Genomic DNA, 20,432 nt, shown 5'->3' with positions numbered 1-20,432 from the left:
CCCCCCCCCCCCCCCCCCCCCCCCCCCCCCCCCCCCCCCCCCCCCCCCCCCCCCCCCCCCCCCCCCCCCCCCCGCTGTCAGGTGGTTACGCCTTGCGGAGGCGGAAGGTGAGGGCCAGGCCCTCGTCCGTGAACGGGGTGCCGTACGCGTCGTCCGCCTCGCCCCGCGCGTAGTCCACCGCCAGGACCTCGTCCGAGATCAGCGCCGCGTGCGCGGTCAGCGCCTCGGTCGTCGAGGCGTCCGTCGACGTCCAGCGCACCGCGATGCGGTCCGCGACGTCCAGGCCGCTGTTCTTGCGCGCCTCCTGGATCAGGCGGATCGCGTCACGGGCCAGGCCCGCGAGGCGGAGCTCCGGGGTGATCTCCAGGTCCAGCGCGACCGTGGCGCCCGAATCCGAGGCCACCGACCAGCCCTCGCGCGGGGTCTCCGTGATGATGACCTCCTCCGGGGAGAGGGACACGGGCGAACCGTCGACCGTCACCGCCGCGTCGCCCTCGCGCAGGGCCAGCGACAGCGCCGCCGCGTCCGTCTCCGCGATCGCCTTCGCCACCGCCTGGACGCCCTTGCCGAAGCGCTTGCCCAGCGCCCGGAAGTTCGCCTTGGCCGTGGTGTCGACCAGCGAGCCGCCGACCTCCGAGAGCGCGGCCACGGAGGAGACGTTCAGTTCCTCCGTGATCTGGGCGTGCAGCTCGGGCGAGAGCGACTCGAATCCCGCCGCCGCGACCAGCGCGCGGGACAGCGGCTGGCGGGTCTTGACCCCGGACTCCGCGCGCGTCGCGCGGCCCAGCTCGACCAGGCGGCGGACCAGCAGCATCTGCCGGGACAGCGTCGGGTCGATGGCGGACAGATCCGCCTCCGGCCAGGAGGACAGGTGGACGGACTCCGGCGCGTCTGGCGTCACCGGGACGACCATGTCCTGCCAGACCCGCTCGGTGATGAACGGGGTCAGCGGGGCCATCAGCCGCGTGACCGTCTCGACCACGTCGTGCAGCGTCCGCAGCGCCGCCTTGTCGCCCTGCCAGAAGCGGCGGCGCGAGCGGCGGACGTACCAGTTGGACAGATCGTCGACGAACGCCGAGAGCAGCTTGCCGGCGCGCTGGGTGTCGTACGCCTCCATGGCCTGCGTGGTCTGGTCGACCAGCGCGTGCAGCTCGGACAGCAGCCAGCGGTCCAGGACGGGCCGGTCCGCCGGGGCCGGGTCCGCCGCCGACGGCGCCCAGTCCGACGTACGGGCGTACAGGGCCTGGAAGGCCACCGTGTTCCAGTACGTGAGGAGGGTCTTGCGCACGACCTCCTGGATCGTGCCGTGGCCCACGCGGCGGGCCGCCCACGGCGAGCCGCCGGCCGCCATGAACCAGCGCACCGCGTCCGCGCCGTGCTGGTCCATCAGCGGGATGGGCTGGAGGATGTTGCCCAGGTGCTTGGACATCTTGCGGCCGTCCTCGGCGAGGATGTGGCCCAGGCAGACGACGTTCTCGTACGAGGACTTGTCGAAGACCAGCGTGCCGACGGCCATCAGCGTGTAGAACCACCCGCGCGTCTGGTCGATGGCCTCCGAGATGAACTGCGCCGGGTAGCGCTTCTCGAAGATCTCCTTGTTCTTGTACGGGTAGCCCCACTGCGCGAACGGCATCGACCCGGAGTCGTACCACGCGTCGATGACCTCGGGCACGCGCGTCGCGGTCTGCCCGCAGCCCGCCTGCGGGCAGGGGAACGTGACCTCGTCGATGTACGGCCGGTGCGGGTCCAGGGCGGACTGGTCCGTGCCGGTCAGCTCCGACAGCTCGGCGCGCGAGCCGGCACAGGTGAGGTGGTTCTCCTCGCAGCGCCAGATCGGCAGCGGGGTGCCCCAGTAGCGGTTGCGGGAGAGCGCCCAGTCGATGTTGTTGTTCAGCCAGTCGCCGAAGCGGCCGTACTTGACCGAGTCGGGGAACCAGTTGGTCTTCTCGTTCTCCTCCAGGAGCCGGTCCTTGACCGCGGTGGTGCGGATGTACCACGACGGCTGCGCGTAGTAGAGCAGCGCCGTGTGGCAGCGCCAGCAGTGCGGATAGCTGTGCTCGTACGGGATGTGCCTGAACAGCAGGCCGCGCGCCTGGAGGTCCGCGGTCAGCGCCTCGTCGGCCTTCCTGAAGAAGACGCCGCCGACCAGCGGGACGTCCTCCTCGAAGGTGCCGTCGGGGCGGACCGGGTTCACGACCGGCAGACCGTACGCCCGGCAGACCTTGAGGTCGTCCTCACCGAAGGCGGGGGACTGGTGGACCAGACCGGTGCCGTCCTCGGTGGTGACGTAGTCGGCGTTGACGACGTAGTGCGCCGCGGCCGGGAACTCGACCAGCGAGAAGGGCCGGTCGTACGTCCAGCGCTCCATCTCCGCGCCCGTGAAGGTCCGGCCGGTGGCCTCCCAGCCTCCCCCTGGGCCTAGCGGCCCGGGAGGTGCCCCCACACCCAGCGCCTTGTCGAGCAGCGGCTCGGCGACGACCAGCTTCTCCTCGCCGTTCGTCGCCACGACGTACGTGACGTCGGGGTGCGCGGCGACGGCCGTGTTGGACACCAGGGTCCACGGGGTGGTCGTCCAGACCAGGAGCGCCGCCTCGCCCGCCAGCGGGCCGGAGGTCAGCGGGAAGCGGACGAAGACCGAGGGGTCGACGACCGTCTCGTACCCCTGCGCCAGCTCGTGGTCGGACAGGCCGGTGCCGCAGCGCGGGCACCAGGGGGCGACGCGGTGGTCCTGGACCAGCAGGTCCTTGTTGAAGATCTCCTTCAGCGACCACCACACCGACTCGACGTACTCGGGGTCCATGGTCCGGTACGCGTCGTCGAGGTCGACCCAGTAGCCCATGCGGGTCGTCAGCTCGGCGAACGCGTCGGTGTGCCGGGTCACGGACTCGCGGCACTTGGCGTTGAACTCGGCGATGCCGTACGCCTCGATGTCCTTCTTGCCGTTGAAGCCGAGTTCCTTCTCGACCGCCAGCTCCACCGGGAGGCCGTGGCAGTCCCAGCCGGCCTTGCGGGCGACGTGGTAGCCCCGCATGGTCCGGAAGCGAGGGAAGACGTCCTTGAAGACGCGGGCCTCGATGTGGTGCGCGCCGGGCATGCCGTTGGCGGTCGGCGGGCCTTCGTAGAAGACCCACTCGGGGCGGCCCTCGGACTGCTCGAGGCTCTTCGAGAAGATCTTGCTCTCGCGCCAGAAGTCGAGCACGGCGTGCTCGAGCGCGGGCAGGTCGACCTGGGCGGGCACCTGGCGGTACTGCGGCGGGTTCGGTGTCATCGGCGGCTCTTCCTCCAACGGACGTGTCATCTCCGTCGGAGGGACGAGAGCCGTCGACTGCTCCCGCGGTACCACCCTCCTTGGCCGCCGGCGGTGCCGGTGGCCCCCTCATTGGGGTCGCGATGCCGGTTCTACTCGCCCCGGTGGTCCCGTGGGCTTTCTTCCGGCGGCTCCGGGGTGATGCTTCACCTCGCGCTCGCCCCCGGGCTCTCACCGTCCCCGGGTCGCTCATGGCTGCGTACGACGCTACTGGTCCCCATCCATGCCTTTCGCTTGGCCCAGTGTACGGGCCGCCGGGAGCCGGGGCAGACCGGTTTTCCGGCCGCCGGGGCGTCCGGGGGCTCCCGGCGCAGCTGACCCGCATGGGTGTACGAGGTCTCGCGGACTCCGGCCGCGCCCGTGTGGCGGATTACAGCGCGAGGAGCTGGGCACAACGGATGCAGGCTCGCCCAGCCGGACGCGCGGGGCGGGCCAATCGGGCGGCGTGGCCCGTTGCCGTGGGGCTGGAGTCGATTTATCGTCCCAGCACGATTCGCGCGCAAGATCACAAAATGTGAAGGGGCCGCGGCCATGGTGGCGAAGAAGACCGCCGTACAGAAGAAGACGGCGTCCGCAGGGTCCACTGGTGCGGCGGCCGGGGAAGCGAAGCAGGCGAACGGGAAGACGACCGCCGTCGCGGACAAGGCCACGGCCGGCAAGACCGTCGCGGTGAAGAAGGCAACGGTGAACAAGACGCAGGCGAAGAAGGCCGTGGCGAAGTCGGTGAAGCCGATGAAGCCCGCCAAGAAGGCGCGGGTCGACACGGCGCACGTCGACGACGCGCAGGTCAAGAAGACACCGGACAAGCAGTCACCGGCCACGAAGACACCAACCAAGAAGGCACCGGCCAGGAAGGCACCGGCGAAGGCCGCGGCCAAGAAGGCGGCACCCGCTGCGGCAACTGCCAAGGCGACCGCGAAGAAGGCCGCCACGGCGGCCAAGGGGGCGGCACAGGCCGCGGATCAGACGGGAGCCAAGACGGTGGTTGCGAAGAAGACCCCGGCCGGGACGGCCGCCAGGAAGCATGCGGCGGAGGCGGCGAGCGCCCTGCCCAAGGCGCGTACGGCCGCCCCTGCGGAACCGGGCGAGCTGGCGGTCCGGCCCGGGGAGGACCCCTGGACGCCCGAGGAGGTCGCGGACGCGCGCGCGGAGCTGGAGGGCGAGGTACTGCGGCTGCGGACCGAGATCGTCCAGTCCGAGGAGGCGGTCACCGGCCTGATGCGGGATTCCGGGGACGGCGCGGGCCATGACGAGGCCGACACCGGCACCAAGAACATCACCCGCGAGCACGAGCTGGCCCTCGCCGCCAACGCCCGGGAGATGCTGGAGCAGACCGAGCGGGCCGTGGAGCGGCTCGACGCCGGTACGTACGGGCTCTGCGAGAACTGCGGCAATCCGATCGGCAAGGCCCGGATGCTGGCCTTCCCCCGGGCGACGCTGTGCGTGGAGTGCAAGCAGAAGCAGGAGCGCCGCTCCTGAGACCGGGCCCGGAGCCGGCCGGGCAGGGACGGCGCCCGGCGCCCGTAGCCCGCTGCCCGGCGCCTCGGGGTCCGTACGCGTGTGCCGTACCCTCGTCTTCTGGTCAGGCACCTAGGTTGAGGGACTCACGTGGCAGAGGCGGAGCGCATCATCGGTACGCCAGATGTGGAAGGAGCCGACGAGTCGGCTCCGGCCGAGCGGCCCCAGGGCAAGCGGAGGATCCTGGCGCTGTTCGCCGTGGCCGCGGTCGCCTACGCGCTGGACCTGATCAGCAAGATGATCGTGGTCGCCAAGCTGGAGCACCACGCGCCGATCGAGATCATCGGCGATCTGCTGAAGTTCGAGGCGGTACGCAATCCCGGCGCGGCGTTCGGCGTCGGTGAGGCCTTCACCGTGGTCTTCACCATCATCGCCGCGGCCGTCATCGTGGTGATCGTCCGGCTGGCGCGCAAGCTGTACAGCCTGCCCTGGGCCATCGCGCTGGGCCTGCTGCTGGGCGGAGCGCTGGGCAATCTCACCGACCGGATCTTCCGTTCGCCGGGTGTTTTCGAGGGCGCGGTCGTCGACTTCATCGCGCCCGCCCACTTCGCGGTCTTCAACCTCGCCGACTCCGCGATCGTGTGCGGCGGCATCCTGATCGTGATCCTGTCATTCCGCGGGCTGGACCCCGACGGCACGGTCCACAAGGACTGACAAGGCATACTCGACGGGTGAGTACGATTCCCGAGATTCGAAACCTGCCCGTACCCGATGGCCTGGAAGGCGAGCGCGTCGACGCCGCCATTGCCCGTATGTTCGGTTTCTCCCGGACGAAGGCGGCCGAGCTCGCGGCCGCGGGGAAGGTCACGGTCGACGGCAGCGTCGTCGGGAAATCCGAGCGCGTGAGCGGCGGTGCCTGGCTCGAGGTGGAGATGCCCGCGCCCCCCGCGCCCGTACAGATCGTCGCCGAGCACGTCGAGGGCATGGAGATCGTCCACGATGACGACGACATCGTCGTCATCGTCAAGCCGGTCGGCGTCGCCGCACACCCGAGCCCCGGGTGGAGCGGCACCACCGTCATCGGGGGGCTCGCGGCCGCCGGTTACCGGATCTCGACCTCCGGTGCCGCCGAGCGGCAGGGCATCGTGCACCGGCTGGACGTCGGCACCTCCGGGCTGATGGCCGTCGCCAAGTCCGAGCGGGCGTACACCTCGCTCAAGCAGCAGTTCCGCGAGCGTACGGTCGACAAGCGCTACCACGCGCTGGTCCAGGGCCACCCCGACCCGATGAGCGGCACCATCGACGCGCCGATCGGCCGGCATCCGAGCCTGGACTACAAGTGGGCCGTGACCGCCGAGGGCAAGCCGTCCGTCACGCACTACGACCTCATCGAGGCGTTCCGGGCCGCGTCGCTGCTGGACATCAAGCTGGAGACGGGCCGCACGCATCAGATCCGCGTGCACATGGCCGCCCACCGGCACCCCTGCGTGGGCGACCTGACGTACGGCGCCGACCCGACGATCGCGAAGCGGCTGGGGCTGACCCGGCAGTGGCTGCACGCCATGCGGCTCGGCTTCGAGCACCCCTCGGACGGCGGGTGGGTCGAGTTCGAGAGCGCCTACCCGGCCGACCTCCAGCTCGCGCTGGACGTGATCCGGGCGGAGAGCGAGTGAGCACGGCCACCCCGTACGCGGTCCGCGTCGCGACCGGTGTGACCGACCGCGAGGCCTGCTTCGCGGTCCGCAAGGAAGTCTTCGTCGTCGAGCAGGAAGTCCCCGCGGACATCGAGTACGACGGGTACGACGCGGACGGCGCCGACACCGTGCACGTGCTGGCGGCCGGGCCGGACGGCCCGCTGGGTACCGGGCGGCTGCTGTACGGTCCCGCCGCGGCCGGGAAGACCGGTGGCGCCGACGGGTCCGTCGGCTCGCTCGGGCGGCTGGCCGTCACCCGCGCCGCCCGGGGTCTGGGCATCGGAGTCGCGCTGGTGCGGGCCATCGAGGCGGAAGCGGCCCGGCTCGGGCTGACGGCCGTCGATCTGCACGCGCAGACCCGGGCGCTCGGGTTCTACGAGCGGCTGGGGTACGCGGCGTACGGCCCGGAGTTCACCGACGCGGGGATCGCGCACCGCGCGATGCGCAAGGCGCTCTGACCCGTCACGCGGCTCGGGTTCACGTCGGGGCGCCCGGTCCGATCTGAGCCGGTATGCCAGGCGCGCGTGGCACCCTGAGGGTCTTGATCGTCGAGGCCGGAAGGTCGCCCCGTGGACCAGTTGGCGCTGCTCTTCCTGCTGCTGCTCGGAGCGGTGGTCACCGTACCGCTCGGGAACCGGCTGGGGCTGCCCGCGCCGGTGCTGATGACCCTCGGCGGCATCGTCCTGGCCCTGCTGCCGTTCGTGCCCGATGTCGGGATTCCGCCCGACTACATCCTGCCGCTGGTGCTGCCGCCGCTGCTCTACGCCTCCGTACAGCGCACCTCCTGGCGGCAGTTCACGGCCAATGTGCGGCCCATCCTGCTGCTCGCCGTGGCGCTGGTGTTCGTGACGACCGCCGCGGTCGCGGCCGTCGCCCACGCCGTCGTGCCCGGTCTGCCGATCGCCGCCGCGGTGGCCCTGGGCGCCCTGGTCGCGCCGCCCGACCCCGTGGCGGCGACCGCGGTCGCCGGGTCGCTCGGGCTGCCCCGGCGGCTGGTGTCGATCCTGGAGGGCGAGGGGCTGTTCAACGATGTGACCGCCATCGTGCTGTACCACGTGGCGATCGGGGCCGCGGTGGGCGGAACGTTCTCCTGGGCCGAGGCCACCGGCGAGCTGGTGCTGTCCGCCGTGGTGGCGGTCGTGGTCGGCGTCGCGCTCGGCTGGGGCGCGAACAAACTGATGGGCCTGCTCGGGGACGCGACCCTGCAGATCGGGCTCACGCTGCTGGTGCCGTTCGTGAGTTACGTCCTGGCCGAGGAGTTCCTCGGGTCGGGTGTCCTCGCCGTCCTGACCACCGCGCTGTACCTCGCCGAGTACGCGGTCGACGCCGACGACGTCATCGGCCGGCTCGCCGGGACCACCTTCTGGCAGATCGTCGACACCCTGGTCACCGGAGTCGCGTTCGGGCTCATCGGCCTCGAACTGCACAACGTCTTCGGCACCGCCACCGGGCGCTGGGGCGACATGCTCGGCTGGGCGTCCGCCGTGGTCGGCGTCGTCGTCGGCGTACGGCTGATGTGGCTGCTGCCCGCGGCCCGGCTGGCGAAGCGGCTGCACACCCGGCGGGACTACGACGAGGAGATCCCGGTCGGCTGGCGGGAGACCGTCGTCATGTGGTGGTCCGGGATGCGCGGCGTCGCCTCGGTCGCACTGGCGCTCGCGATTCCGCTGCGGACGGACGACGGGTCGGCGTTCCCGGCGCGGGAGGAGATCGTCTTCATCGCGTTCGCCGTCATCATGGCGACGCTCGTGTTCCAGGGGCTGACCCTGCCGTGGCTGGTGAGGCGCCTCGGCGTACGCGCCGACGCGGGCGGCGAGCGGGAGTTGGAACGCCGCCTGGCGGTCCGGGCGGCCGAGGCCGCCCGGCGCCGCCTGAACCAGATCGAGGAGGCCGAGGACCTGCCCGAGGAGGCGAGGGAACAACTGCTGCGCCGGGCGTACGACATCGGCGCCAGGATCAGCCCCGACATGGTCGACGAGGAGCGGCGCGAGGCGTACGCCCAGCGGGTCGAGCGGCTCCGGGCGGTGCAGCGCATCCAGCGGGAGATGCTGTCGGCCGCCCGCCACGAGGTGCTGTCGGCGCGCCGCGAACCGGGCGCGGACCCGGAGATCGTCGACCGGGTGCTCCGCCACCTCGACGTGCGCAGCCTCCGCTGAGCGGCGCGTCAGCCGCGTCCCGTGTGCGCGTGGCTGCCGTCCGGGCTCTGCCCGTCCGCGTCCGCCGTGTACGCACCGGAGTTGTTGCTGTGGATCTCCTCGGCGGCCGGCGGCCTGCGGTCGGACTTGCCGCGCTCCGACCACTGCCCGGCCGGCGGCAGTTCGGCCGCCGACGTCGCGATGCGCGGCAGCGCGTACGGATGCTTCTCGCACAGCCAGGCGATCATCTGCTCGCGGATCACGCACCGCGCGGTCCAGATGTCGTCCGCGTCCTTCGCGGTGACCACGGCACGCACCTGCATGGTGCTCGGTGTGGTATCCGTCACAGCCAGGCTCCAGTCGCGGCCGTCCCACGCCTTGCAGTTGTGCAGAATCTCCTGGAGCTTCTCGCGCATCAGGCTCACCGGCGCGGAGTGGTCCAGCTGGAAGAAGACCGTGCCCGTCATCTGGGCCCCGCCGCGCGACCAGTTCTCGAACGGCTTGCTGGTGAAATACGACACAGGCATGGTGATCCGGCGCTCGTCCCAGGTCCGTACGGCGAGGAACGTCAGTGTGACCTCCTCCACCACACCCCATTCGCCGTCCACCACCACGGTGTCGCCGATCCGGACCATGTCGCCGAACGCGATCTGGAAGCCGGCGAACAGGTTGCCCAGCGTGGACTGCGCGGCGACACCCGCGACGATGCCGATGATTCCGGCCGAGGCCAGCAGCGAGGTGCCCACGGCCCGCATGGCCGGGAAGGTCAGCAGCATGCCCGCGAGCGCGACCACGACGACCACCGCGGTCACGATCCGCATGATCAGCGTGACCTGCGTCCGGACCCGCCGCACACGGGCCGGGTCACGCGTCGAGGACGCGTACCTGGCATAGGTGGACTCCACGACGGCGGCGGCGATCCGGATCACCAGCCATGCCCCGGCGCCTATGAGTGCGAGTGTGAGCAGGCGGCCTATGGCTGTCTCGTGGTCCTGGATGGCCTGCCATTCGGTTTCCCGGTAGGTCCCTCTCAGCAGTGCGGTCAGCAGGATGACCTGGAGGGGCAGCCGGCAACGGCGCAGCAGGCCCCACAGGGGTGTCTCGGGGTGCCGGTCGTCCACGCGGCGCAGCAGCAGGTCGACGAGCCAGCCCAGCACCAACGTGAGGACGACCGACCCGCCGACGACGATCAACGGACGCAGTACGTTCTCCATGCCTTCGAACCTAACCGGCATCATGGCCTGATGAACATCATGCTTTTTCACTCGACCTATGGCCTGCGGCCGGCGGTGCACGCGGCCGCCGGCCGGATGCGGGGCGCAGGGCACGAGGTGTACGTGCCCGACCTCTTCGAAGGACGGACTTTCGAGACCGTCGAGGAGGGCATGGCGTTCCAGGACGAGATCGGCAGGGACGAGCTGCTCAAGCGGGCGGTACTGGCTGCCGCTCCGCACTCCGACGCGGGGCTGGTGTACGCCGGTTTCTCCTTCGGCGGTTCCGTCGCCCAGCATCTGGCGTTCGCCGACGAGAAGGCCCGCGGAGTGCTGCTGCTGCACGGGACGTCCGACATCGCGGACGACGCGTCGGTGGACGACCTGCCCGTGCAGCTGCACGTGGCGGACCCCGACCCCTTCGAGCCGCACGACTGGCTGAACGCCTGGTACCTGCGGGCGCGGCGGGCCGGTGCGGAGGTGGAGGTCCACAACTACCCGGGCGCCGGACACCTCTACACGGACCCGGATCTGCCGGACTACGACGCGGAGGCCGCCGAGCAGACCTGGCAGGTCGCACTGGCCTTCCTGGACACGCTGTAGCGGGTACGCGCGCAGAGCAGCGGCTGCCGGGGCGAGCCCGCCCCGGCAGCCGCTGTCAGTTGTCGGTGGTCAGCAAGGAGGTCAGCCTGCCCGGTAGGCCGTCCAGTTGTTGGTCATGCGCGTCACCTGGCCCGCGGTGAACTGGTACATGCAGGAGTCGTACGTGTAGTCCATGAAGTTGTGGATCGGGTCGACGCCCGCCTTGGAGGCGCAGGAGTCGCGGCCGGTCGGACACTCGTACGCGGCGCTCTTCTCGGCCGGGGTGTCGGAGACGTAGTCGCCGTTGCCGTTACAGCCGCCCTGGAAGGTGTGGTAGAGCCCCAGCCAGTGGCCGACCTCGTGGGTGGCGGTGTCGCCCTCGTTGTAGTTGGCGGCGGATCCGCCGGGCAGGGACTTGTCGAGGACCACGACGCCGTCGTCCGACGGGTTCGAGGCGTACGAGCTCGGGAAGGTCGCCCAGCCGAGCAGGCCGCCGCTGAGGTTGGCGGTGTAGAAGTTCAGCGCGCCCGCGCCGCCCTTGCGCAGCGCGGACTTCATCGACTTCTCCTGGGTCGAGCCGGAGGAGAGGTTGTACCAGGAGGCGTTGTCGGTGTAGTCCGTGCCGGCCAGCGTGAACTGGAAGTTGGTGTTGGCGTTGCCGGTTCCCTGGCCGCCGAAGGCCGAGTTGAGGACCGCCATCTGCTTGCTGATGTCGGTCGAGGTGAGCTTGCCGGTGGTTCCGCTGTGGATGACGTGGAAGTAGACCGGGATGGTGGTCACGGCGGCGGCGGAAAGGTTTCTGCCGTTCATGCGGGCCTTGGACAGCTTCTTCTGGAGGTCGGCGTCCATGGCCTTGGCCTGCGCCTCGGTCACCTCGTTGGGCTCGTCCTTGTGCGCTGCGCCGCCGGGGCGTGCTTCGCGGGCGTGGGCGCTCGCGCCGGCGGGCTCGGCGCACTCCTCGGCGGGGGCCTTGGCGGCGGCGATCCCGGTGGGTGCGGAGAGCGGGGACAGGACAAGAGTTCCGGCCATCACGGCCGTACCGATGAAGCGGTTGCGCAGACGTGGGGATATCCGGGCAAGAGCGCGCACGTTGACTCCTCGTGGGGGCGGGCGGAGGTGACTTCCTCGCCGCTGCCGGGAGATTACGTGCGCATGCCAGATCTTGATGAGGATTGAACAAGCCCAATCAATCCTCTGGTCAATTGGGGCATCGGGGCGAAAACTTTCGGCCTGGTCCGGACTTTGAGATGGCTTGGTAACGCGGAGCGTTACCGAGGCGGGTGGTGTGTCCGGTTTCGGATGGCGGATTTACACCACCCGCCTGCTGGCGTGATCTGTGCGTAACAAGCCGGGATGTGGCTGAAAATCGCCCATCAATGGCGGTCAGTGGACCGGTTGGTTCACCCGCTCGACCTTCTGCGTTCCGTTGAGCGTGCGGTACGAGCGCGTCCACTTCGCGGTCGCGGACTGCGCGGTCTTGTCGGAGATGACGTAGTAGTCCATCTGCGAGCGCTCGGCGGTGACGTCGAGCACCCCGTAGCCGTGGGAGTCCATGTCCAGCCACTTCACATGGCGGTTGGCGGCCCTTACCGCGGTGGAGGCGGCCAGCGAGACGGTCCCCGGCGCGACCCGGAGGATGTCGTCGAGGTTGTCCGAGGTCACCGAGGTGACCACGAACTCCGTGGCGGCGGACCGCGAGAGCGGATACGTCGCCGCCTTGACCGGCACATCGTTGGCCCACGCCATGTGGATGTCCCCGGTGAGGAAGACGGTGTTCCGGATGCCCCGCTGGACCAGGTGCGCCAGCAGTTCCCTGCGGTCATCGGTGTAGCCGTCCCACTGGTCGACGTTGACGGCCAGGCCCTCCTGGGGCAGTCCGAGCAGTCCGGCCAGCGGCCCCAGCAGATGAGCCGGTACGGAGCCGAAGGCCACCGGCGAGATCATCACCGAGGTGCCGACCAGCTTCCAGGACGCGTCGGAGGCCGCCAGGCCCGACTTGAGCCAGTCGAGCTGGGCCCGGCCGGTGACCGTGCGCTCGGGATCGTCGACCTTTCCGCTGCCCACCGTCGCCTGCTGCGACCGGAAGGAGCGCAGGTCCAGCAGGTGGAGGTCGGCCAGCTTGCCGAAGCGCAGCCGGCGGTAGACGGTGCCCTCGGTGGAGGTGCGTACGGGCATCCACTCGAAGTACGCCTGCTTGGCGGCGGCCGCGCGCTGCGCCCATTCGCCCTCGGCGCCGGGCGTGTGGTTCTCGGCGCCGCCCGACCAGGCGTCGTTGGCGATCTCGTGGTCGTCCCAGATCGCGATGACGGGGTGCGCGGCGTGCAGCGCCTGGAGGTCGGCGTCCGTCTTGTAGGTGGCGTGCCGGGTGCGGTAGTCGGCGAGCGTGAGGATCTCGTGCCTGGGCTCGTGCTGCCGTACGACGTGGTCCGACGCCGGGTAGCCGCCCGTCGCGTACTCGTAGATGTAGTCGCCGAGATGGAGGACCGCGTCGAGGTCGGTGCGGGCGGCCAGGTGTCTGTACGCCGAGAACCAGCCCGCCTCCCAGTTGGCGCAGGAGACCACACCGAACCGGACGCCCGGCGTCGCCGCGTCGATGGCAGGAGTCGTCCGGGTCCGGCCGACGGGGGAGACCGTGCCGCCCGCGGTGAACCGGAAGTAGTAGTCGGTGGCCGGGCGCAGCCCCCGGACGTCGACCTTGACCGTGTGGTCGGAGGCGGCGGTCGCGGTGGTGGAGCCGCGGGTGACCAGCTGGGTGAAACTCCTGTCCTCCGCGACCTCCCAACCGACCGTGGTGTCGGGACCCTTGCCGGAGCCGGGCACGGCGTCCGGGGCGGGGGTGAGGCGAGTCCACAGCAGGACTCCGTCGGGCAGCGGGTCGCCGGACGCGACGCCGTGCAGGAAGGCGGGGGCCGCGGTGACGGCGGCGGCAGCGGGGGCTCCGAAGGCTATCGGGGCGACAACGGCGGTGGCGGCAGCGGCTTTGACGACCGTGCGGCGACGCGGCGAAGAAGAAGGGAGAAGACTGGTCACGGCCGATCACATTACTGACCGGTATGCGAGACGGGCGGGCGAACTCCGAAAGTTTGCCCGCCCGTCGGCGCTCGGTTGACCCTGTGTCAGCCTGTCGGGCCGTCAGCCCTCATATCGTCCGGCGTATCAGCCCTTCAACGCCTTGTCGATCGCCTCGGTGTACTCCGCGGGGCTCTGCGGCGTCTCGATCTTCTTGCCGTCCATCTTCAGCGTGGGCGTGCCTTCCACGCCGCTCTTGTCGAAGGTCTTCGACATCTCCAGCGCCCACTTGTCGTAGGTGCCGTCCTTGACGGCCTTCTCGAACGCCGCGTTGTTCTGCAGGGCGGCCACGTCGTCCGCGACCTTCAGCAGGTAGGCGTCGTCGGCGAACTTGTCGTCGCTCTCCTCGGGATGGTTGTCCTTGGAGTAGAGCGCGCTCTTGTACTCCAGGAAGGCCTCGGGGCTCACATCGAGCGCCGCACCCAGCGCGCTCAGCGCGTTCTTCGAGCCCTCGCCCGGGATGCTGCGGTCGATGAAGGTGGCGCCGACGAACCGGAGCTTGTACTTGCCGGCGTCGACGTCCTTCTTCATCTGCTCGCCGATCACCTGCTCGAAGGTCGCGCAGATGGGGCAGCGCGCGTCCTCGTACAGCTCCAGCGTCTTCTTCGCGTCCTTCTTGCCGATGACGACGGTCGTGCCGTTCTCGCCCTCGGTGTTCGCCGGCGCGACGAGCTTCGCTTCCTTCGCCGCCTCCCACGCGTCGGGCTTGTTCAGCTGCGTGATGGCGTAGCCGATGCCGCCGGCCAGCGCGAGGACGCCGACGACGGAACCGGCGACGAGCAGTTGGCGGCGGGTCTTGTCCTTCTTGGCCTGGCGCTCGCGCTCCTGGCGCAGCCGCTCACGGGCGGCCGCCTTGTTGGCCTGGTTGTTGCGTGCACTCATGATCGTTTTCTCCGTGTGATGCCGTGTGATGCCGTGTGATGCCGTGTGATGCCGTGCGGTGACGGGGGTGGACTGCGGTGCTCAGGCGGTTATCGGAGCCGAGCAGGGCGGTCCACGCCGTCCCACGGAGTGCACGAGGACGCGGGCGCGCGTGGTGGGCGTCCGGCGGGCGGGCCGCGCCCCGCGCCGTACAGGGGCGACCACGGAACCGGCCGCGGCCACCGCGGTCAGCAGCGGCCGGAAGGCGAAGGCCGCCACCGCCCGCAGCAGCTGGGCCAGCGCACTCTCGCCGCGCCGCAGCCAGCCGGCGGCCAGCAGGCCGACCGCGACATGCGCGGCCAGCAACAGCCAGGGGGTCGCCGGACCGGGGGAGTCCAGCAACAGGGCCGCCGGATGCTGTGCCGGGCCGGCGGCCCGGGCGAGCGGGACCCCGACATCGGAGCCCCCACAGAGCACGTCCACACCGAACGAACGCAGCGGGCCGGCGACCGGGCCGCCGGCCGGTCCGTAGCAGACCTGCTGACCGGAGGTGAACACCGTGTCGGCGGCGAGTTCCAGCGGGACCAGCAGCCCGGCGATGCGCCAGTAGCCGCGCTCCCGGCCGGCCAGTGCGTACGCGAGGACGAACACGGCACCGGACAGCGCGGCTACCACGGTCAGCGGCAGCGGCACCCCGGACAGCAGGACGTGCGAAGCGGCCGAGAGCGTCACGACGAGCGCCGTGAAAAGCGCCGCGCGAAGTGCCCTGAGCCGGCTCGCCGATATGTCCACCGGGTGAGTGTCCCACGCCTTCCTGTAAGGGCCTCCTAAGGGCAAGGGCCCCTAGGGGGTGTCCGGCCGATCATGCCGGGCTCCCGTCGGCTGGCACGCACATCTGCCGCGTTGGCCACATCCACCCATAGCTCCGCTATGGCCGAATCCGGCCGCCTTGCAGCTGCACGCACCAGCCGCCGCTCGCTGATCCGGCCTGACCGACCGGACACCCCCCAAGACCGGTTACAGCCCCGGGATCCTGCCGTTGCGGAAGAGGTCCACGAAGATCTGGTGGTCGGCCCGCGCCCGCGCCCCGTAGGTGTGCGCGAAGTCCACCAGCAGATCGCCGAAGCCGTCCTCGTCGGCCGCGATCGCCGCGTCGATGGCCCGCTCCGTCGAGAACGGCACCAGCGAGTGGCCGCTCTCGTCGTCCGCCGCCGCGTGCATCGTGGCCGTGGCCCGGCCGAGGTCGGCGACGACCGCCGTGATCTCCTCCAGGTCGTCGATGTCGGACCAGTCCAGGTCCACCGCGTACGGCGAGACCTCGGCCACCAGCTGCCCGGCGCCGTCCAGCTCGGTCCAGCCCAGCCACGGGTCGGCGTGGGCCTGGAGCGCCCGCTGCGAGATCACCGTGCGGTGGCCCTCGTGCTGGAAGTACTCGCGGACGGCCGGGTCGGTGATGTGCCGGGAGACGGCCGGGGTCTGCGCCTGCTTGACGTAGATCACCACGTCGTTCTCCAGGGCGTCGCTGTTGCCCTCCAGCAGGATGTTGTACGACGGCAGCCCGGCCGAACCGATGCCGATACCGCGGCGGCCGACGACGTCCTTGACCCGGTACGAGTCGGGGCGGGCCAGGCTGGAGTCGGGCAGCGTCTCCAGATAGCCGTCGAACGCGTCCAGCACCTTGTAACGGGTGGCGGCGTCCAGCTCGATGGAACCGCCGCCGGGCGCGAAGCGGCGCTCGAACTCGCGGATCTCGGTCATCGATTCGAGCAGCCCGAAGCGGGTGAGCGAGCGGGCGACGCGCAGCGCGGCCAGCAGCGGCCCGTCCGCCGTGTCCAGGGTGAAGGGCGGGACCTCGTCGTTCTTGGCGCCGGTCGCCAGGGCGTGGATGCGCTCGCGGTAGGCGGCGGCGTACGTCCGGACCAGCGCGGTGATCTGCTCGTCGCTGAGCGCCTTGGTGTAGCCGATCAGCGCGACGGAGGCGGCGAAGCGCTTGAGGTCCCAGGTGAAGGGGCCCACGTACGCCTCGTCGAAGTCGTTGACGTTGAAGACCAGCCGGCCGTTGGAGTCCATGTACGTGCCGAAGTTCTCCGCGTGCAGATCGCCGTGGATCCACACCCGGCCGGTCCGGTCGTCCAGGTAGGCCCCGTCGTGCTGGTCCTCCTCCAGGTCCTGGTAGAAGAGGCACGCGGTGCCGCGGTAGAACGCGAAGGCCGAGGCGGCCATCTTGCGGAACTTCACCCGGAAGGCGGCCGGGTCGGCGGCCAGGAGCCGGCCGAAGGCGGTGTCGAAGACGGCGAGGATCTGCTCGCCGCGCTGGTCGGCAGTGGGCTGCGGAACCGACATCGCTGGGTGCCTCCTGGTGCGTGCCAATCGGGACAGGTGTTCCCGCCCCTCCAACGCACGAAGGTACTCGCGAGTGCCCGCCCCGTTGTCAGTGCCGGGACGTAGACTTCGACGCTGTTCATCCAACCCGTGCCGACCGTTCCGCTGGAGGCCCCCGCCGTGGCAGCAACGTCCGAAAAGCCCCCTTTCACGCACCTCCACGTCCACACCCAGTACTCGCTGCTGGACGGTGCCGCGCGGCTCAAGGACATGTTCAACGCCTGCAACGAGATGGGCATGACGCACATCGCCATGACGGACCATGGCAACCTGCACGGCGCGTACGACTTCTTCCATCAGGCCAAGAAGGCCGGGGTCACCCCCATCATCGGCATCGAGGCGTACGTCGCGCCCGAGTCCCGGCGGAACAAGCGGCGCATCCAGTGGGGCCAGCCGCACCAGAAGCGGGACGACGTCTCCGGTTCCGGTGGTTACACCCACAAGACGATCTGGGCGGCGAACAAGACCGGCCTGCACAACCTCTTCCGGCTCTCCTCCGACGCGTACGCCGAGGGCTGGCTGACCAAGTGGCCGCGGATGGACAAGGAGACCATCGCCCAGTGGTCGGAGGGGCTCATCGCCTCCACCGGCTGCCCCTCGGGCGAGGTCCAGACGCGGCTGCGCCTCGGCCAGTTCGACGAGGCACTGAAGGCGGCCTCCGAGTACCAGGACATCTTCGGCAAGGACCGGTACTTCCTGGAGCTGATGGACCACGGCATCGAGATCGAGCGCCGGGTCCGCGACGGTCTGCTGGAGATCGGCAAGAAGCTCGGCATCCCGCCGATCGTCACCAACGACTCGCACTACACGTACGCGAACGAGGCGTCCGCGCACGACGCCCTGCTCTGTATCCAGACCGGCAAGAACCTCTCCGACCCGGACCGCTTCCGGTTCGACGGCACGGGCTACTACCTGAAGACGACCGAGGAGATGTACGCCGTCGACTCCTCGGACGCCTGGCAGGAGGGGTGCGCCAACACCCTGCTGGTCGCCCAGCAGATCGACACCGAGGGCTGGTTCCAGGAGCGGAACCTGATGCCGAAGTTCGACGTGCCCGAGGGGTTCACGGAGGTCACCTGGTTCCGTGAGGAGACCATGCGCGGCATGGCGCGGCGGTTCCCCGGCGGCATCCCGGACGACCGCCTCAAGCAGGTCGAGTACGAGATGGGCATCATCATCGAGATGGGCTTCCCGGGGTACTTCCTCGTGGTCGCCGACTTCATCATGTGGGCCAAGAACAACGGCATCGCGGTGGGTCCCGGCCGAGGCTCCGCGGCCGGCTCGATCGTCGCGTACGCCATGGGCATCACCGACCTCGACCCGATCGAGCACGGCCTGATCTTCGAGCGGTTCCTCAACCCCGAGCGCATCTCCATGCCCGATGTCGACATCGACTTCGACGAGCGCAGGCGTGGTGAGGTGATCCGGTACGTCACCGAGAAGTACGGCGCCGACAAGGTCGCCATGATCGGCACGTACGGCAAGATCAAGGCGAAGAACGCGATCAAGGACTCCGCGCGGGTGCTCGGCTACCCGTACGCGATGGGTGACCGGCTCACCAAGGCGATGCCCGCCGACGTCCTGGGCAAGGGCATCGACCTCAACGGCATCACCGACCCGGCCCACCCGCGCTACAGCGAGGCCGGCGAGATCCGGGGGATGTACGAGAACGAGCCGGACGTGAAGAAGGTCATCGACACCGCGAAGGGTGTCGAGGGCCTGGTCCGGCAGATGGGCGTGCACGCGGCCGGCGTGATCATGTCCAGCGAGACGATCACCGACCACGTCCCGGTCTGGGTGCGGCACTCCGACGGCGTGACCATCACGCAGTGGGACTACCCGAGCTGTGAGTCGCTCGGCCTGCTGAAGATGGACTTCCTGGGGCTGCGCAACCTCACGATCATGGACGACGCCGTCAAGATGGTGAAGGCCAACAAGGGCGTCGATCTCGAACTGCTCGCCATCCCGCTGGACGACCCCAAGACGTACGAACTGCTCCAGCGCGGCGACACGCTCGGTGTGTTCCAGTTCGACGGCGGACCGATGCGGTCCCTGCTGCGGCTGATGAAGCCCGACAACTTCGAGGACATTTCCGCCGTCTCGGCCCTCTACCGGCCGGGCCCGATGGGCATGAACTCGCACACGAACTACGCGCTCCGCAAGAACGGCCAGCAGGAGATCACCCCGATCCACCCGGAGCTGGAGGAGCCGCTCAAGGAGGTCCTCGGCCTCACCCACGGCCTCATCGTGTACCAGGAGCAGGTGCAGAAGGCCGCCCAGATCATCGCGGGCTACTCGCTCGGCGAGGCCGACATCCTGCGCCGCGTGATGGGCAAGAAGAAGGCCGACGAGCTGGAGAAGAACTTCGTCCTCTTCCAGGCCGGCGCCAAGAAGAAGGGCTTCTCGGACGCGGCGATCAAGGCGCTGTGGGACGTGCTGGTGCCGTTCGCCGGATACGCCTTCAACAAGGCGCACTCCTCCGCGTACGGACTGGTCACCTACTGGACCGCGTACCTGAAGGCGAACTACCCGGCCGAGTACATGGCCGCGCTGCTGACGTCCGTCAAGGACGACAAGGACAAGTCGGCGATCTACCTCAACGAGTGCCGGCGCATGGGCATCAAGGTGCTCCCGCCGAACGTGAACGAGTCGGAGTCGAACTTCGCCGCCCAGGGCGACGACGTGATCCTCTTCGGGCTGACCGCCGTGCGCAACGTCGGGCAGAACGTGGTCGACTCGATCATCCGCAGCCGCAAGGCGAAGGGGAAGTACTCCTCCTTCCCCGACTTCCTCGACAAGGTCGAGGCCGTCGTCTGCAACAAGCGCACCGTCGAATCGCTGATCAAGGCGGGCGCGTTCGACGAGATGGGCCACACCCGCAAGGGCCTGGTCGCCCACCACGAGCCGATGATCGACAACGTGGTGCAGGTCAAGCGCAAGGAGGCCGAGGGCCAGTTCGACCTCTTCGGCGGCATGGGCGAGGAGGACAGCAGCGAGCCGGGCTTCGGTCTCGACGTCGAGTTCTCCGACGTCGAGTGGGAGAAGGCGTACCTGCTGGCGCAGGAGCGCGAGATGCTCGGGCTGTACGTGTCCGACCACCCGCTGTTCGGTATCGAGCACGTCCTGAACGACAAGGCGGACGCGGCCATCTCGCAGCTGACCGGCGGTGAGCACGCCGACGGCGCGATCGTGACCATCGGCGGCATCATCTCCGGCCTCCAGCGCAAGATGACCAAGCAGGGCAACGCCTGGGCGATCGCGACCGTCGAGGACCTGGCCGGTTCTATCGAGTGCATGTTCTTCCCTGCGACGTACCAGCTGGTCTCGACGCAGCTCGTCGAGGACGCCGTGGTCTTCGTCAAGGGGCGGCTCGACAAGCGCGAGGACGTGCCCCGGCTGGTCGCCATGGAGCTGATGGTTCCCGACCTGTCCTCGGCGGGCACCAACGCGCCGGTGGTCATCACCATCCCGACCGTCAAGGTCACCCCGCCGATGGTGAGCCGGCTCGGCGAGATCCTCGGCCATCACCGCGGCAACACCGAGGTGCGCATCAAGCTCCAGGGCGCGCGCAAGACGACGGTGCTCCGGCTCGACCGGCACCGGGTCCAGCCCGATCCGGCGCTGTTCGGCGATCTGAAGGTGCTGCTCGGCCCGTCCTGCCTGGCCGGCTGAGGGGTCTCGCAGCTGCCGCAGCTGTCGCGGGTATGACGGAGGGCGCGCCCCGGAGGGCGCG

14 protein-coding genes are annotated in these 20,432 nt (G+C 69.9%); 7 read left to right on the top strand and 7 right to left on the bottom strand.

The features are described 5' to 3' along the window. Window positions 1-85 precede the first annotated feature (85 nt). Window positions 86-3,268 (bottom strand): isoleucine--tRNA ligase, encoded by a 3,183-nt coding sequence (gene ileS / locus ACWV17_RS28785; RefSeq protein ID WP_455361956.1) that lies wholly within the window; start codon window positions 3,266-3,268, stop codon window positions 86-88. Between the two features lie 570 nt (window positions 3,269-3,838). Between ileS and ACWV17_RS28780 the strand changes: the two genes are divergently transcribed. The 5 genes from ACWV17_RS28780 (at window position 3,839) to ACWV17_RS28760 (ending at window position 8,615) form a co-directional block, all read left to right on the top strand. Further along, a complete protein-coding gene (locus tag ACWV17_RS28780) occupies window positions 3,839-4,786 on the top strand; it encodes a TraR/DksA family transcriptional regulator (RefSeq protein WP_455361955.1) in 948 nt (315 codons plus the stop codon). 129 nt (window positions 4,787-4,915) lie between these two features. Further along, window positions 4,916-5,479, top strand: a complete 564-nt coding sequence (gene lspA, locus ACWV17_RS28775; RefSeq protein ID WP_455357212.1) for a signal peptidase II — start codon at window positions 4,916-4,918, stop codon at window positions 5,477-5,479. Between the two features lie 17 nt (window positions 5,480-5,496). Further along, on the top strand, window positions 5,497-6,438 hold the full coding sequence (locus ACWV17_RS28770; protein WP_455357213.1) for an RluA family pseudouridine synthase: 942 nt from the start codon (window positions 5,497-5,499) through the stop codon (window positions 6,436-6,438). Then, window positions 6,435-6,917, top strand: coding sequence for a GNAT family N-acetyltransferase (locus ACWV17_RS28765; protein WP_455361954.1), 483 nt, complete (start codon window positions 6,435-6,437; stop codon window positions 6,915-6,917). Before ACWV17_RS28770 ends, ACWV17_RS28765 begins: the two co-directional genes overlap by 4 nt. A gap of 111 nt (window positions 6,918-7,028) precedes the next feature. After that, window positions 7,029-8,615 (top strand): Na+/H+ antiporter, encoded by a 1,587-nt coding sequence (locus tag ACWV17_RS28760; protein ID WP_455361953.1) that lies wholly within the window; start codon window positions 7,029-7,031, stop codon window positions 8,613-8,615. A gap of 8 nt (window positions 8,616-8,623) precedes the next feature. Here ACWV17_RS28760 and ACWV17_RS28755 read toward each other — a convergent pair whose 3' ends face one another. Then, a complete protein-coding gene (locus tag ACWV17_RS28755; protein ID WP_455361952.1) occupies window positions 8,624-9,808 on the bottom strand; it encodes a mechanosensitive ion channel family protein in 1,185 nt (394 codons plus the stop codon). Between the two features lie 30 nt (window positions 9,809-9,838). On the opposite strand from ACWV17_RS28755, the gene ACWV17_RS28750 reads away from it, so the two are divergent. Next, window positions 9,839-10,408 (top strand): dienelactone hydrolase family protein, encoded by a 570-nt coding sequence (locus ACWV17_RS28750; RefSeq protein ID WP_455361951.1) that lies wholly within the window; start codon window positions 9,839-9,841, stop codon window positions 10,406-10,408. A gap of 81 nt (window positions 10,409-10,489) precedes the next feature. Here ACWV17_RS28750 and ACWV17_RS28745 read toward each other — a convergent pair whose 3' ends face one another. The 5 genes from ACWV17_RS28745 to ACWV17_RS28725 form a co-directional block, all read right to left on the bottom strand. Further along, on the bottom strand, window positions 10,490-11,416 hold the full coding sequence (locus ACWV17_RS28745; RefSeq protein ID WP_455361959.1) for a zinc metalloprotease: 927 nt from the start codon (window positions 11,414-11,416) through the stop codon (window positions 10,490-10,492). 354 nt (window positions 11,417-11,770) lie between these two features. After that, window positions 11,771-13,417, bottom strand: a complete 1,647-nt coding sequence (locus ACWV17_RS28740) for an alkaline phosphatase D family protein (RefSeq protein ID WP_455361950.1) — start codon at window positions 13,415-13,417, stop codon at window positions 11,771-11,773. Between the two features lie 126 nt (window positions 13,418-13,543). Continuing rightward, window positions 13,544-14,338, bottom strand: coding sequence for a DsbA family protein (locus tag ACWV17_RS28735; RefSeq protein ID WP_455361949.1), 795 nt, complete (start codon window positions 14,336-14,338; stop codon window positions 13,544-13,546). An 81-nt stretch (window positions 14,339-14,419) separates the two neighbouring features. Beyond that, on the bottom strand, window positions 14,420-15,109 hold the full coding sequence (locus ACWV17_RS28730; protein WP_455361948.1) for a hypothetical protein: 690 nt from the start codon (window positions 15,107-15,109) through the stop codon (window positions 14,420-14,422). 225 nt (window positions 15,110-15,334) lie between these two features. Continuing rightward, the gene (locus ACWV17_RS28725) at window positions 15,335-16,660 is read right to left on the bottom strand and encodes a DUF2252 domain-containing protein (protein WP_455361947.1); all 1,326 of its coding nucleotides are present in this window, start codon (window positions 16,658-16,660) and stop codon (window positions 15,335-15,337) included. A 159-nt stretch (window positions 16,661-16,819) separates the two neighbouring features. Between ACWV17_RS28725 and dnaE the strand changes: the two genes are divergently transcribed. Next, window positions 16,820-20,371, top strand: a complete 3,552-nt coding sequence (dnaE, locus tag ACWV17_RS28720; RefSeq protein ID WP_455361946.1) for a DNA polymerase III subunit alpha — start codon at window positions 16,820-16,822, stop codon at window positions 20,369-20,371. Window positions 20,372-20,432 lie beyond the last annotated feature (61 nt).

This window comes from Streptomyces mabaensis (assembly GCF_053763515.1).
The sequence above is the reverse complement of the archived record's forward strand: the minus strand, read 5'-3'. Positions and strand labels throughout refer to the sequence as shown.

What these genes read in the sequence shown, in the direction of transcription:
- ileS (WP_455361956.1), bottom strand. Translation starts at nt 3,268, where the DNA reads ATGACACCGAACCCGCCGCAGTACCGCCAGGTGCCCGCCCAGGTCGAC.
- ACWV17_RS28780 (WP_455361955.1), top strand. Translation starts at nt 3,839, where the DNA reads ATGGTGGCGAAGAAGACCGCCGTACAGAAGAAGACGGCGTCCGCAGGG.
- ACWV17_RS28755 (WP_455361952.1), bottom strand. Translation starts at nt 9,808, where the DNA reads ATGGAGAACGTACTGCGTCCGTTGATCGTCGTCGGCGGGTCGGTCGTC.
- ACWV17_RS28750 (WP_455361951.1), top strand. Translation starts at nt 9,839, where the DNA reads ATGAACATCATGCTTTTTCACTCGACCTATGGCCTGCGGCCGGCGGTG.
- ACWV17_RS28745 (WP_455361959.1), bottom strand. Translation starts at nt 11,416, where the DNA reads ATGGCCGGAACTCTTGTCCTGTCCCCGCTCTCCGCACCCACCGGGATC.
- ACWV17_RS28735 (WP_455361949.1), bottom strand. Translation starts at nt 14,338, where the DNA reads ATGAGTGCACGCAACAACCAGGCCAACAAGGCGGCCGCCCGTGAGCGG.
- ACWV17_RS28725 (WP_455361947.1), bottom strand. Translation starts at nt 16,660, where the DNA reads ATGTCGGTTCCGCAGCCCACTGCCGACCAGCGCGGCGAGCAGATCCTC.